Raw genomic sequence first — 14139 nt, forward strand, 5'->3', positions numbered from 1 at the left:
GACCGCCATCGGGCGGTGTCAGGGTTTCTCTTGATCCCTGGGCCAACTCAGGCTGAAGCAAGCCCCGCCCAGATTATTGCTCTTGCCGATCAACGCCCGCCCGCCATGCCAGTAAATAATCCGCCGCACAATCGACAAGCCCAGGCCATGCCCGCCGGAGGCGCGGGTGCGGCTGTCATCGAGGCGCAGGAACGGCGTGAAAATTCGCTCCCAGGCACTCTCCGGCACGCCGGGGCCGTCGTCTTCCACATCGATGCGGCAGCGCACCTGCCCCACTTGATAGCTGATCAGCACCTGCCCCTGGGCGTGACGCATGGCGTTGCTCACCAGGTTTTGCAGGGCCCGATGCAGGTAGCGCGGCTCGGCGTCAACCCAGGCGTCGTCCCAGTGGGCCGATGACAGGCAAATACCCCGGGCGACCGTCACCTGTGGCCGCAGTGGCGACAATTCGCCGATGACCTGATCGAGCAACGCATCAAGGTCGACCCGCTGGAAATCCAGCGCCGGCGCGCCCTGCTCCAGCCTTGCATAGGTGAGCATTTCATCCACCAGGCCGTCGAGGTCCTGGATATCGTTGTCCATGCCTTCAAGGTACTTGCGCCGCGCCTCGGGGGTGGCGGCGTCGCCGATCATCTCCAGGCCGAAACGCAGGCGCGCCACGGGGGTGCGCAGTTCGTGGGACACCGCGCGCACCAATTCACGCTGGATCGCCAGCAATTGCTGCAAGTGCTCGGCCATGCCATTGAACGCCGCCGCCAAACGCCCGACAGAATCAGCGCCTCGGGCCGGTACGCGTACTTCCAGGTTGCCTTTGGCGATACGCGTGGCGGCGGCTTCCAGGCCGCGCAGCCGGCGCTCCAACTGACGCACCAATAGATAGACGATCAACCCGATGAGAGTCAGGCCGATCAAGGCGATCAGGATCAGCCATTGCGGCGGGTACGGGTTCATCTGATACAGCGGGCCGAGCTCCAGCACCCAGGGCGTGCCGACCATGCCGGCAAACACGCGGATCGAATCGCCGCCCTTGCCCAGGGCCATCACGGTGTCGCCTTCCGCCACGCGCCGACGTTGATCCTCATCCATATCGGCCTGGTCGAGCGTCAACAAATGCATGTCGAACCCAAACCCCTTGGCGTCCTTTATATCGGCCAGGCGTTGCGGCTGCTCAGCCATGGGAAAGCGCACCAATTCGTCGGCCAACAGGTAAATCGTCGCACGGGCCAGTTGTTCGCTGATCTGTTGCACTTCGCCGGTGAGCACCCACGGTTCCTTATCGCTGACCAGACGCAACACGCGCGCGGCGTGGGGGCCCGTCTGCTCCACCAGCACCTGGCCACGTTGCAGGCGGGTACGCTGCGACAGGTCCAACTGCGCATCGGTGAGGGTGCGCAACTCCAGGGGAATCCCCAGCAAACGTTCCCATACCGCCAACGCGCGCTGGCGTTCGATGGCACTCATGGGCTGCAGGTTGTCGCCCATCAAGGCGAAGGTGCCGTGGGCCAGGCGCTCGCGATACTGTCCACTGCGCACTTCGTTGAGCAAGTGCAGCGCCAGTACGCCGAGCAACGCCACCAGGATCAGCGCCGCGCACATGCCGCCGTAGATGCGCAGGAAGATCGAGTTCACAGGGGCATGTCGGCGGCGGCTTCGGGGACGAACAGGTAGCCTTTGCTGCGGATGGTCTTGATCAGCCGCGGGTGGATCGGGTCGTCGCCGATTTTGGGGCGAATACGCGAGATGCGCACATCAATGGAGCGGTCCTGGCCGTCATAGCCGATGCCGCGCAAGGCGATAAAGATTTCTTCGCGGGACAGGATGCGCCCGGCGTTTGCCACCAGCAGCCATAAAAGATCGAATTCGGCGCTGGTCAATTCGATGCCGCCGTCGTGCAGCCAGGCTTCGCGCAAAGCGTTGTCCACCACCAACGGGCCGAATTGCAGGCGGCGCAGCTGTTCCACCGCCGCAGGCTCGGTCGGCTCACTGCGCCGCAACAATGCCTGGATGCGCGCCAGCAACAGCCGTGGACGCACGGGTTTGCACACATAGTCGTCGGCGCCCAGGTCCAGGCCCAGCACCTGGTCCATGTCGTCGGTGCGCGCGGTGAGCATCAGGATCACGCCGTCATAGCGCTCGCGCACCTTGCGGCAGATGCTCAGGCCGTCTTCGCCGGGCAGCATCAGGTCGAGGATCACCAGGTCCGGCTGCTCGGCGATGATCCGCGCGGCGGCCAGGGCGCCGTCACCTTCGACCGACACGCACAGGCCGTTGCTCTCCAGGTACTCGCGAGTCAACTCGGCCAATCGCTCGTCGTCCTCGACGATCAGTATTTGCCAGGCTTCTTGCTCCATGCGCTGTCCTCATTGTTATAAGCATTCTTTTGGCCAGCGCGTTCGAATGTGGGAGGGGCGGTGCGACGATTCGACTTGCTCCCTCCCACATTTTGATCTTCACCAGGCATACCCTGTCTGTCATGTTTTGAGGGCATAACAAGGGTCGATTGTAGCCATGTCCCAACCCTTGCGCACAAGCCGGGAAATCCATTCGGTGATCGCATTTTTTTGTGATAGGGTTCGCGCCCTTCGAAATTCGCCGGGCTGTTTGGTCCTTGGAACATTTAGTGACAAACGGCGCAATCCAGCAGTCATGCGGCCTACACGGTAGTTCTACCTTTCATACACATTTTACTCACAGCGTTATCCACAGGTTAGTGCGTTGCTAAGGCGTCCAAAACGCATTATCTTGTAGCTCGGCGACAACAGAGACCCTACATGTAGGGTTTTCGAGCAAATTGCCCAACCACACAAGTGGCACGAAATTCAAGCGTTTTATTGCTGGCACAGCGTGGAACCAATCGATTTTCAGTAGACCAAACCGCTCACGCGGATGGCACCTGTTTCTCCATCCCGATATGGAAAACGGTACGGGTGTTGCAGGACCAGCCTGGCACTCGCAATCAAATATAGAACGTGGAGACAACCCCCCATGCAAACCGACACAACTCGCGAGAACCCGCAGGGCTCCGTGCCGCAGGCCGCTGATTCGAATATGGATCTGTCCGCCACCGCACCTGGTCAACTGCGCGTGATCAAGCGCAACGGCACTGTCGTTCCTTACACCGATGACAAAATCACCGTCGCCATCACCAAAGCGTTCCTTGCAGTTGAAGGCGGCAACGCTGCCGCTTCGTCGCGCATCCACGACACCGTTGCCCGTCTGACCGAACAAGTCACCGCCACCTTCAAACGTCGCATGCCATCGGGCGGCACCATCCACATCGAAGAAATCCAGGACCAGGTCGAACTGGCCCTGATGCGTGCCGGCGAGCAGAAAGTCGCCCGTGACTACGTGATCTACCGCGACTCGCGCGCCAAGGAGCGTGCCGTGCACGCCCCGGCCGCCGAAGCCGTGCAAGCTCACCCATCGATCCGTATCACCCTGGCCGACGGCAGCTTTGCGCCGCTGGACCTGGGCCGCCTGAACACCATCATCACCGAGGCCTGCGAAGGCCTGGAAGAAGTCGACGGTGACCTGATCCAGCGCGAAACCCTGAAGAACCTGTACGACGGCGTGGCCCTGACCGACGTCAACACCGCCCTGGTGATGACCGCCCGTACCCTGGTGGAGCGTGAGCCGAACTACTCGTTCGTCACCGCGCGCCTGCTGATGGACACCCTGCGCGCCGAAGGCCTGGGCTTCCTCGGCGTGGCCGACAGCGCCACCCACCACGAAATGGCCGACCTGTACGCCAAGGCCCTGCCTGCCTACATCGCCAAGGGTATCGAATTCGAATTGCTGAACCCGGTCCTGGCCACCTTCGACCTGGAAAAACTCGGCAAGGCGATCAACCACGAGCGTGACCAGCAGTTCACCTACCTGGGCCTGCAAACCCTGTACGACCGTTACTTCATCCACAAGGACGGCATCCGCTTCGAACTGCCGCAGGTGTTCTTCATGCGCGTGGCCATGGGCCTGGCGATCGAAGAGAAGCACAAGGAAGACCGTGCGATCGAGTTCTACAACCTGCTGTCGTCCTTCGACTACATGTCGTCGACCCCTACGCTGTTCAACGCCGGCACCCTGCGTCCACAGCTGTCGAGCTGCTACCTGACCACCGTGCCGGATGACCTGTCGGGCATCTATCACGCGATCCACGACAACGCCATGCTGTCCAAATTCGCCGGTGGCCTGGGTAACGACTGGACGCCGGTTCGTGCGTTGGGTTCGTACATCAAGGGCACCAACGGCAAGTCCCAGGGCGTCGTACCCTTCCTCAAAGTCGTGAACGACACCGCCGTAGCGGTCAACCAGGGCGGCAAGCGCAAAGGCGCGGTGTGTGCCTACCTGGAAACCTGGCACATGGACATTGAAGAGTTCATCGAGCTGCGCAAGAACACCGGTGATGACCGTCGTCGTACCCACGACATGAACACCGCCAACTGGATCCCCGACCTGTTCATGAAGCGCGTCTTCGATGACGGCCAATGGACCCTGTTCTCGCCTTCCGAAGTGCCGGACCTGCACGACCTGACCGGCAAGGCCTTCGAAGAGCGCTACGAGTACTACGAGGCCCTGGCCCAGTACCCTGGCAAGATCAAGCTGTTCAAGACCATCCAGGCCAAAGACCTGTGGCGCAAAATGCTCTCCATGCTGTTCGAAACCGGCCACCCATGGTTGACCTTCAAGGACCCATGCAACCTGCGCAGCCCGCAGCAGCACGTGGGCGTGGTCCACAGCTCGAACCTGTGCACCGAGATCACCTTGAACACCAACAAGGACGAGATCGCCGTTTGCAACCTGGGCTCGATCAACCTGCCGAACCACATCGTCAACGGCAAGCTGGACACCGCCAAGCTGGAACGCACCGTCAACACCGCAGTTCGCATGCTTGATAACGTGATCGACATCAACTACTACTCGGTGCCGCAGGCGCAGAACTCCAACTTCAAGCACCGTCCGGTCGGTCTGGGCATCATGGGCTTCCAGGACGCTTTGTACCTGCAGCACATTCCGTACGGTTCGGATGCGGCGGTCGAGTTCGCCGACAAGTCCATGGAAGCGGTCAGCTACTACGCGATCCAGGCGTCCTGCGACCTGGCCGACGAGCGCGGCGCCTACGAGACGTTCCAGGGCTCGCTGTGGTCCAAGGGCATCCTGCCGCTGGATTCGCAACAGATCCTGATCGAGCAGCGTGGCCAGAAGTACATCGACGTTGACCTGAACGAAACCCTGGACTGGGCGCCGGTACGTGCCCGTGTGCAGAAAGGTATTCGTAACTCCAACATCATGGCCATCGCACCGACCGCGACCATCGCCAACATCACTGGCGTGTCGCAGTCGATCGAACCGACCTACCAGAACCTGTATGTGAAATCGAACCTGTCGGGCGAATTCACCGTGATCAACCCGTACCTGGTTCGCGACCTGAAAGCCCGTGGCCTGTGGGACTCGGTGATGATCAACGACCTCAAGTACTACGACGGTTCCGTGCAGCAGATCGAGCGCATCCCGCAAGAGCTCAAAGAGCTCTACGCGACTGCGTTCGAAGTGGACACCAAGTGGATTGTTGACGCCGCCAGCCGTCGTCAGAAGTGGATCGACCAGGCGCAGTCCCTGAACCTGTACATCGCCGGCGCTTCGGGCAAGAAGCTCGACGTGACCTACCGCATGGCTTGGTACCGTGGCTTGAAAACCACTTATTACCTCCGTGCCCTGGCCGCGACCAGCACCGAGAAGTCGACCATCAACACCGGTAAGCTGAACGCTGTATCCAGCGGCAACCACGGTGATGATTCGGTCCTGGCTGCTCCAGCCGGTCCGGCGCCAGTGCCAAAAGCCTGCGCGATTGACGAGCCGGATTGCGAAGCTTGCCAATAAGCTGAGCGGATTGCGGGCGTACGCCGCCCGTGATTGAAAAAGCCAGATAGCCCACTGCAAGGGGGGATATCTGGCTTTTTCGTTTGTCGCCTAGAGAAAGGCGTACGCCACCCCCTGCTTTGGCGAGCCGCCTCGTCGCCCCCACAATTCCACCCGTCCGTCGATGACCGCCATTGAGTGGCGATCGTAGGCCACCACCCCAAGCTTGCCGCTCGCAAGCTCACTACTTGAAGATTGCCGATAGAGGCCTTTCAGCCCCAGACGGTCCAATGCCTCATGAGGTATTTCGCCGTTGTTCAAGCTTTGCATCGCATGGGCAAAACTCTTTCTCGCCTCGAGGGGGTGATCATCCAAACCGTTGCCCTCCATCTGCGCACGCTTGGCACTCGCTGCGAACATGAAGTTGGCGTCGGTCATCATGGCTGGATTATCCCCTTTGAACTGCGCGTATCTCGCCGCCTGCTGCAATTCGCTCCTGGATAAATACAGTTCGAATCCATCGCGCATTTTCACCTTATAACCCTCTCCCGTTTCCGTGACCTCGCGGAAAACGTCGGTGGGCTTCTGCCCAAACTTCATCATCGCCCCCTTTATCGCTGAAACAGTGACGCAGTTGCCATCCGGCCCCTGGCTGAATCCACTCCAAATGTTCTCGGGTTTTTTCCCTGGATTACTCTGGTCAGGCGTGTAATTGAAGTGTCTGGCCCCCTCGGTAATCGGCAGATTACTCATGGGCTCGCGGGGACCGAAATGGTTTGGGTTGGGCCTAGCCCCGCCGCCGCCGCCACCACCACCACCACCACCACCACCACCACCACCACCACCACCTGGCGATGGCTGCGGAGACGGTGAAGGCGAAGGTGTATCTGGAAACAAATCAGGAAACAGCTTCTTTAACAGCTCGATCCAACTGCGCAGCCTTTCTTCTTTGAGTTGCTCAAGTATCTGCCTGAGCTTCTCGTCACCCAATTGCTCGCGAATATCCTTGAGCTTGTCGCGCAGGTCCCGAACCGTCTGGTCCTTGCCGGTCATCTGCGCATCTTCAAGTGCCTTGAGCAGTTTCACGACGGTGTCTTTATCGGCCGTCGGATCTTGTTTGGGAATGTCTGTCGGCGCTTTCCCCCTCAGGGAGTACCCCGCCCCTGCTGGATCGAAACGCACGCCCCCGACCTTATGGCCGCCGCCCACCGCCCTTACACCGTCCATACCTTCTTCCCCATCAACACAGGCTCAGCGGCCCCAGGCACGATGGGTGGCGAAACAGGTCGAAGGCGTTCCAACCGATCGTTGTCAGCTTGCGATTGGCCGGGCGGTGAGAATTGGCGCTTGAGTCGATTGAAAGGTAAAAAAAACCCTCAAACGAGGGTTTTTATCGGGCACCTAAGGCATCAGGTCATCTGAATGATGGTCTGCATGATGGTGCTCTGGGTGGAGATGGTCTTGGCGTTCGCCTGATAGTTGCTCTGGGCCTTGATCAGGTCCACCAGCTCGTTGGTCAGGTTGACGTTGGAGTTCTCCAGGGAGTTGGCCACGATCGACCCCAAGGTACCGGATTGCGGGGTGTCGTAACCCGGCTGGCCCGAGGCGAACGTCTCTCTCCAGGTGGTACTGCCGGCAGGCTGCAGGCCCTGTTCGTTGTTGAAGCTGGCCAGGGAGATCTGGCCGATGGCCTTGCTCTGCTGGTTGCTGAACGTGGCGAACATGACGCCGTTGCCGTCGATTTTCAGGCCGGTGATCTGACCGGTGGCATAGCCGTCGGTGATCGGTGGGTTACGGTAGGTGGCCGAGTTGTACTGGGTGATGTTCGCCATATTGATGGCGATACCCGTAGGGTTGGCATCCGCGCCGTTTGCCTTCCATACACCGTTGGTCACAGTACCGGGCACCCAACCGGTCAGGGTCAGGGTGGTGCTGGAGCTCCCCCCGGTGACAATGCTCGACAGCTTGCCAGCGCCGTCAAAGGTCAAGGTCGACGCTACAGGCGGCGTAGGCGGGGTACCGCCCGTTGGCGACGAACCGTTCGGGTTGCGACCGTCAATCAGTGTGTAGGCGTTCCACTTGTTGCCGTCGGTTTTCACCAGGTATTGCACCATGGGGTGCGCATTGCCCTGGGAGTCATACAAGGTGGTGCTGTACTGAGTGGTGAACGTGCTGGTATCGGAGGGATCGAACGGCTTGAGCGTCTGGTCGATCACCGGCTCCGAGGAGTTCAGGTTACTGGTGGAGTCGACTTTGGTGGACGCCTTCGGCGGCAGGTTCGACAGGTTCAGTTGCAGGTCGGTCAGGCCGCCCTTGATAATTTTGCCGTCATCATCCGCCGCATAGCCTTGCAGGCGCGAGGTGCCGGTGTTGTTGGTGATGAAGCCGTCCTTGTCGGCACGGAAGGCACCACTGCGGGTGTACTCCAGCGAACCGTCGCTGCCCTTCTGCACGAAGAAGCCGCCGCCCTGGATCGCCATGTCCAGAATACCGCCGCTGCCGTTGACGTCACCCTGGGTGAACTGCTGGGACACCGCCGCCAGGTTCACGCCATTGCCGATGCTGTTCTGGCCGGTGCCCAGCTTGGACGCCGCGTAGATGTCGGCGAATTCCGCACGGGACGACTTGAAGCCAGTGGTCGCGACGTTGGCAATGTTGTTACCGGTCACGTCCAGCTGTTTGTTGGCCGCATAGAGGCCGCTAAGGCCGATGTTAAAAGACATGTTTCTCTCCCTCTGCCGTATCTAGCCGGCTCTATGTACCAATAGTCTGAATTTGCGACAGCTTCACGCTGCCCATGCCACCTGCAAGGTTCAGCAGCATTTCGCCGCCGGTCTTGCTCAACGTCACGCTGGTCACCGTTGCCGGCAGCGAAGTCGCCAGGGCCACGGAGTCGCCCTTGTCATTCTTGGTCGTGGCCGCAAAGGTGTAGGTGCCGGCTGGCGCGACCTCGCCGTTGTCGTTCTTGCCATCCCAGATAAAGTCCGACGTACCAGCGTTCTGAGCACCCAGATCGAGAGTGCGCACCACGTTGCCGTCTTTGTCGGTGATCTTCACGGCGACGTTGCCGGTCGCCGCTGTCACCGCCACCGAACCGGTCATGCTCTTGCTGGTATCCACCAGTGCCTTGTCGGTCTGGGTGATGATCGAACGCCCCACCAGCGACGAAGCCTGCAGCGCCTGCGAGGAGCTGAAGTTGCTGGAGATGTTGTTCACCGAATCGTTCAGGGTATTGATGCCTTCCAGGCTGCTGAACTGCGCCAGCTGGGCCACGAAGGCACCGTTGTCCTGGGGCGACAGCGGGTTCTGGTTTTTCAGTTGGGTCACCAGCAGCTGCAGGAACGCGTCCTTGCCCAGCGACTGGTTGCCCGTCGCGGCCTTGGAAGCGTCACCCAGGCTGCTGTTGTCCGTTGCAGTCTTGACCTTGGAATTGAAAAGGTCCTGGACTGCCGTGTTGGTAGACGTATCAACGATGGCCATTATTGGCGCCCCTTATCACTGACCCAGGGTCAGGACCTTCTGCATCATGGTTTTGGCGGTGTTCATCATTTCCGCGTTGGTCTGGAACGAACGGCTGGCGGAAATCATGTCTGCCATTTCCTCGACCACGTTGACGTTCGGGTAGTACACGTAGCCTTTTTCGTTCGCCGCCGGGTGATTGGGCTCATAACGCGCTTCAAGGTTGCTCTGGTCTTCGACCACGCCGAGCACCTGCACGCCTTTGCCGGCGGCGTCCTGCTCCTGGAACAGCGAATCGCTGCCACCGTTCTGGCCGGCCTGGAACATGGTGGCGAACACCGGGTGACGGGCGCGGTAGGTCTGGTCAATGCTCGAAGACACGGTCTCGGCGTTGGCGATGTTACTGGCGACGGTGTTGAGGCGCGTGGTCTGGGCACTCATGCCACTACCGGCAATATTGAAAACACTGGACAGGGACATGGCTTACTCTCCACGCAGGGCTGACATCAGCCCTTTGAATTTGCTGTTGAGCAGGGTAAAGCTGGCCTGAAAGTTCACCGAGTTCTCGGCGTAGGCCGATTGCTCCAGCTGGGCGTCGACGGTGTTCTGGTCGATCGACGGCTGCATCGGCGTGCGATACAGCAACGACTCGTCACCACTGCTCAGGCCTTGCGCTTCGATATGACGGCTGTTGGTCATGTTCAGGGCGAAGGTGCCGTTCTTGGTCTTGTCCTGCTGTGCGGCGAGCACGGCGGAGAAGTCCAGGTCCCGAGCCTTGTAGTTCGGGGTGTCGGCGTTGGCAATGTTGTTGGCCAGGACTTCGGCACGCTGGGCGCGGAAGCCCAGGGCTTGTTCGTGGATACCGAGCGCTTTATCGAAGCTGATGCTCATGGCGGAAACCTTTAGGCTGACCTGCTGTTCGTTAACAGGGCTATAGCAAGGCGCATGCCAATTCTCCGAAGGCCCGTATACCAAGGGTTTGCGAGGTGCTTGCCGGCGGCAATGCCAGAAAAGCGGCAATCGGTTTCCGCGTGGTGCCAGTAAAGCGGCAATGGGGAGTTGCCGCTCGTTCGAAACTTGCCGCAAAAAAAATGTGGGAGGGGGTAAGCCCCCTCCCACATTTTGACTGGTACGACGGCTTATTTAGCCTGGTAGATGATGCCCGGGCTGCACTGCACCATCTGGAAATGATCCGGCAAGCCATTCAGCGCCTCGGACGCACCAAGGAACAGGTAGCCGCCGCGCTTGAGGGTGCCATGGATGCGCAACAGGATGTCTTTCTTCACCTCGGCGGAAAAGTAGATCAGCACATTGCGGCAAAACACCATGTCGAACTTGCCCAAACTGGCGTAGCTGTCGAGCAGGTTGAACGAACGAAACTCCACGCGGTTCTTGATCGGCGCCTTGATCGCCCAACGTCCGGCCCCTTTGGGCTCGAAGTAACGTTGCAGGCGCTCCTGGGACAACCCACGGCCCAGCGCCAGGCTGTCGTACTCACCGGTCTTGCAGTTGGTGAGCATGGTGCCGGACAGGTCGGTGGCGACAATTTGCGCGCCGGCCTTCAGCTGGCCCATGTTGGTCCGTTCGAACTCATCGATGGACATCGAGATCGAATACGGTTCCTGCCCCGAAGAGCAGGCCGCCGACCAGATGCGCAAACGCTGGCCCGGACTGGCCTTGATGGCCTCGGGCAGCACTTTGCTCTTGAGCACCTCGAACGGATAGGTGTCGCGAAACCACAAGGTTTCATTGGTGGTCATGGCGTCGACCACCATCTCTTTCAGGCCGCCGCGAGGCTGGCCCTGGATCCGCTGGACCAACTCGCCCAGGGACTTGATACCCTGCTGTTCCATCAGCTTGTTGAGACGGCTGGACACCAGGTATTGCTTGTTTTCACCAAGCAATATGCCACAGGCCTTTTCCAGGAATACCCGGAACTGCTCAAAATCCAAATTACCTGTCGACACTGATACCGCCTCTAAAATCGTATGACCGCCAGGGAAAAAAGCCCTAGCCGTGATCTGCTGCCTTGATCCGGTCAACTACCCGGGATGCCAGGTCATCAGGCCGGAATTTGGCCAGGAAGTCATCGGCACCGACCTTCTTGACCATCGCCTGGTTGAATACACCTGACAATGAAGTATGCAGGACGATATGCAATTTCTGCATACGTGGATCGCTGCGTATCTCGGCCGTGAGAGTATAACCGTCCATTTCCGGCATCTCGATGTCGGAAATCATCATCAAGAATTCTTCTTCCGGTTTCTTGCCTTCCTCCACCAGCTTGCGCAGGTAATCCAACGCCTGGCGGCCATCGTTGAGCGCCACCACATCCACACCGACGGTCTGCAGGCAACGGGTCACCTGTTTGCGCGCCACCGAGGAGTCATCCACCGTGAGCACACGCAGTGACACCGCCTTGTGTGCCGTCTCGGCATCCACCACACCGACCGAAATATTCTCCGAGGTCGGGGCAACTTCGGCGAGGATCTTCTCCACGTCGATGATTTCCACCAACTGGTTATCCACCCGCGTCACCGCCGTCAGGTAGTGATCGCGGCCGGTGCCCTTGGGCGGCGGATGGATCTCTTCCCAGTTCATGTTGACGATGCGCTCCACCGAGCGCACCAGAAAGCCCTGGGTCTTGGTGTTGTATTCGGTAATGATCACGAACGGGTTTTCGCGGTCCTGCAAACCTGCCGACCCCGTCGCCAGCGCGAGGTCAAGAATCGGGATGGTCGCACCCCGAATGTTTGCCACCCCACACACCACCGGGCTGGATTTGGGCATGATCGTCAGCTTGGGGCATTGCAGCACTTCCCGCACCTTGAACACGTTGATGCCATACAGCTGCTTGCCGTCCAGACGAAACAGCAGCAACTCCAGGCGATTCTGCCCTACAAGCTGTGTGCGCTGGTTTACTGAATCCATTACACCTGCCATGCCCAGACTCCTACGCTAAAACCTTTGAGGTGCGACGCGCACCCGACACTAAACGGCACGAGCTTTGCTATTTACTGGCCATGGACATTAAAACGACAGTTTCCCGACGCCCCAGGTTCCCACGGTATCGCAGATGGCTCTGCGTCTCGGTGGCGCTGCTTGCTGTGTGCATGGGCGCCACGGCCCGCGCAGACAACGTCACCTTGCCTGATCTCCTTATCGGCGTCACTCAGGGCTTTCTTGAGTTCACTGTAGAAGATTATCTGGCAACCACACAGACACCGGGGCGTTATGAAATCCAGGTCAACCCGCTGGACCCGCGCCTGCGCATGCCCATGTGCGACAAGGAATTGACAGCGACCCTGGAAAGCCCCGCCCAACCCATCGGTCGCGTGACGGTGCGCGTACGCTGCGACGGCGCCTCGCCGTGGACGGTGTTCGTGCCGGCTCAGGTCAAGTTGTACCGCGATGTGGTGGTGGTTGCCCGGCCGCTGAAACGCACCAGCATCATCGGTTTCGAGGACGTCGTGCTGCGCGAACGCGATATCAGCCAGATCAACCAGGGCTACCTGACGTCGCTCGATCAGGCGCTCGGGCAAAAATTGACCCGACCAGTGGTCACCGACCAAGTCATTACCCTGGTGCACCTGGAACAGGCCGAGGTGATTCGCAAGGGCGACCAGGTGGTGATTTCCGCCAGCAGCGGCACTCTGAACGTGAAAATGCCGGGTGAAGCCTTGTCCAACGGCGGCATGAGTGAACAGATTCGGGTAAAGAACCTCAATTCCAATCGTGTGATCAAGGCGCGGGTCACGGCGCCCGGCCAAGTCGAGGTGGCGCTATAGATTGCTGGTACAGGACGCCAGGTTTTCCTACACTGTGTGCGAAGTATTCTCTGCGCAGATTTATTGTCATTCGCGCCTAAAGTTCGTCCGGGTATTGCCGAAAACATGGCAAGCGTCCAAATACCCAGAGGTTTTTTTATCATGGTCATCGATTTCACACGTTTGAATAACACCCCGTCGACGTCAGGCTCTACGCGCACTACCGGTGCCAAAGAAAGCGTCGAAGCCAAGGCCCAGCCACTGCCCGCCAAGGCAGAACAGGCAAGTGCCAGCCAGAGCGGGGAATCCGTACACCTGAGCAATGAGGCTCAACAGTTGCAGAAGGTCACTGACTCGCTGCGCGATCAACCGGTGGTCAATAAAGCCCGTGTGGCCGAATTGAAACAGGCAATCGCCGATGGCAGCTATACAGTCGACAGCAACCGTGTAGCCAGCAAGCTGCTTAATTTCGAAGCCGAGCGCTAGGCAAATGCCTGCGCCGGGCTTTTGGACGCTTAAACCCCAAGGCCAGCCATGCATCACGACGAAAATTTGCTGCAACTGATCATTGATGATCTAGCGCCGACGCAACAATTGCTCGAGCTGCTCAAAGAAGAATCCCTGGCCCTCTATGGCCGGGACATGCCGCTGCTGGAAGAAATCCTGGCGCGCAAGCAGTCGTTGATTGTCCTGCTGGAACAGCACGGCAAGAAACGCAGCCAAATCCTCATCAGCCTTGGCCTGCCGGCAGACCACGACGGCCTGGCTCAACTGGCCAGCCACTCCTCGGTCGGCGACCAACTGCTCTCCCAGAGCATAGAACTCACTCAATTGCTCGCCCAGTGCCAGGAAGCCAACCTGCATAACGGTCAGTCGATCCAGCTTCAGCAAGCTACGACGGCCAACCAGTTGCGTATACTGCACGGCGGGGAGCCTCCAGCCCTGTATAACGCACAAGGCTCCACCTCGCGTCTGGTCAAGCCAAGCACCCGCAGCCAAGCCTGACACCGGTTTACAGCGCGGCCTATCCAAGGCGTGCAAGATGCTGGCAAAATGC

13 protein-coding genes are annotated in these 14139 nt (G+C 59.6%); 4 read left to right on the forward strand and 9 right to left on the reverse strand.

What is annotated here, in order from left to right; all coding sequences use genetic code 11:
* Positions 1-18: 18 nt before the first annotated feature.
* Positions 19-1629 (reverse strand): ATP-binding protein, encoded by a 1611-nt coding sequence (locus PSH66_RS22470; RefSeq protein ID WP_003175625.1) that lies wholly within the window; start codon positions 1627-1629, stop codon positions 19-21.
* Complete coding sequence (locus PSH66_RS22475; protein WP_003175626.1) at positions 1626-2351, reverse strand: response regulator; 726 nt, start codon at positions 2349-2351, stop codon at positions 1626-1628. The genes PSH66_RS22470 and PSH66_RS22475 overlap by 4 nt, the downstream gene beginning before the upstream one ends.
* Positions 2352-2985: 634 nt before the next feature.
* Between PSH66_RS22475 and PSH66_RS22480 the strand changes: the two genes are divergently transcribed.
* Positions 2986-5877 (forward strand): ribonucleoside-diphosphate reductase subunit alpha, encoded by a 2892-nt coding sequence (locus PSH66_RS22480; RefSeq protein WP_003175627.1) that lies wholly within the window; start codon positions 2986-2988, stop codon positions 5875-5877.
* 90 nt (positions 5878-5967) lie between these two features.
* Here the strand turns inward: PSH66_RS22480 and PSH66_RS22485 are convergent, their stop codons facing one another.
* The 7 genes from PSH66_RS22485 to PSH66_RS22515 form a co-directional block, all read right to left on the reverse strand.
* A complete protein-coding gene (locus tag PSH66_RS22485) occupies positions 5968-7083 on the reverse strand; it encodes a hypothetical protein (RefSeq protein ID WP_305427682.1) in 1116 nt (371 codons plus the stop codon).
* Between the two features lie 182 nt (positions 7084-7265).
* Positions 7266-8579: a flagellar hook protein FlgE gene (flgE, locus tag PSH66_RS22490; RefSeq protein WP_003175630.1), complete on the reverse strand. Its 1314-nt coding sequence runs from the start codon at positions 8577-8579 to the stop codon at positions 7266-7268.
* 31 nt (positions 8580-8610) lie between these two features.
* Positions 8611-9336 (reverse strand): flagellar hook assembly protein FlgD, encoded by a 726-nt coding sequence (gene flgD / locus PSH66_RS22495; RefSeq protein ID WP_141063284.1) that lies wholly within the window; start codon positions 9334-9336, stop codon positions 8611-8613.
* A gap of 15 nt (positions 9337-9351) precedes the next feature.
* Positions 9352-9795: a flagellar basal body rod protein FlgC gene (flgC, locus tag PSH66_RS22500; protein ID WP_003175632.1), complete on the reverse strand. Its 444-nt coding sequence runs from the start codon at positions 9793-9795 to the stop codon at positions 9352-9354.
* Between the two features lie 3 nt (positions 9796-9798).
* Positions 9799-10206 (reverse strand): flagellar basal body rod protein FlgB, encoded by a 408-nt coding sequence (gene flgB / locus PSH66_RS22505; RefSeq protein WP_003175633.1) that lies wholly within the window; start codon positions 10204-10206, stop codon positions 9799-9801.
* A 248-nt stretch (positions 10207-10454) separates the two neighbouring features.
* Positions 10455-11282 (reverse strand): protein-glutamate O-methyltransferase CheR, encoded by an 828-nt coding sequence (gene cheR, locus PSH66_RS22510; RefSeq protein ID WP_003175634.1) that lies wholly within the window; start codon positions 11280-11282, stop codon positions 10455-10457.
* Between the two features lie 43 nt (positions 11283-11325).
* Positions 11326-12258 (reverse strand): chemotaxis protein CheV, encoded by a 933-nt coding sequence (locus PSH66_RS22515; RefSeq protein WP_305427683.1) that lies wholly within the window; start codon positions 12256-12258, stop codon positions 11326-11328.
* Between the two features lie 80 nt (positions 12259-12338).
* On the opposite strand from PSH66_RS22515, the gene flgA reads away from it, so the two are divergent.
* From flgA to PSH66_RS22530, 3 genes are all read left to right on the forward strand, one after another.
* On the forward strand, positions 12339-13103 hold the full coding sequence (flgA, locus tag PSH66_RS22520) for a flagellar basal body P-ring formation chaperone FlgA (RefSeq protein WP_003175636.1): 765 nt from the start codon (positions 12339-12341) through the stop codon (positions 13101-13103).
* 141 nt (positions 13104-13244) lie between these two features.
* Positions 13245-13568, forward strand: coding sequence for a flagellar biosynthesis anti-sigma factor FlgM (flgM, locus tag PSH66_RS22525; RefSeq protein WP_003175637.1), 324 nt, complete (start codon positions 13245-13247; stop codon positions 13566-13568).
* A gap of 48 nt (positions 13569-13616) precedes the next feature.
* Entirely contained in the window at positions 13617-14087 is a 471-nt protein-coding gene (locus PSH66_RS22530; protein WP_305427684.1) for a flagella synthesis protein FlgN, read from the forward strand.
* The last annotated feature ends 52 nt before the right edge of the window (positions 14088-14139 follow it).

The sequence above is a fragment of the Pseudomonas sp. FP597 genome, assembly GCF_030687435.1.
GTDB classification, from domain to species: domain Bacteria; phylum Pseudomonadota; class Gammaproteobacteria; order Pseudomonadales; family Pseudomonadaceae; genus Aquipseudomonas; species Aquipseudomonas lactucae.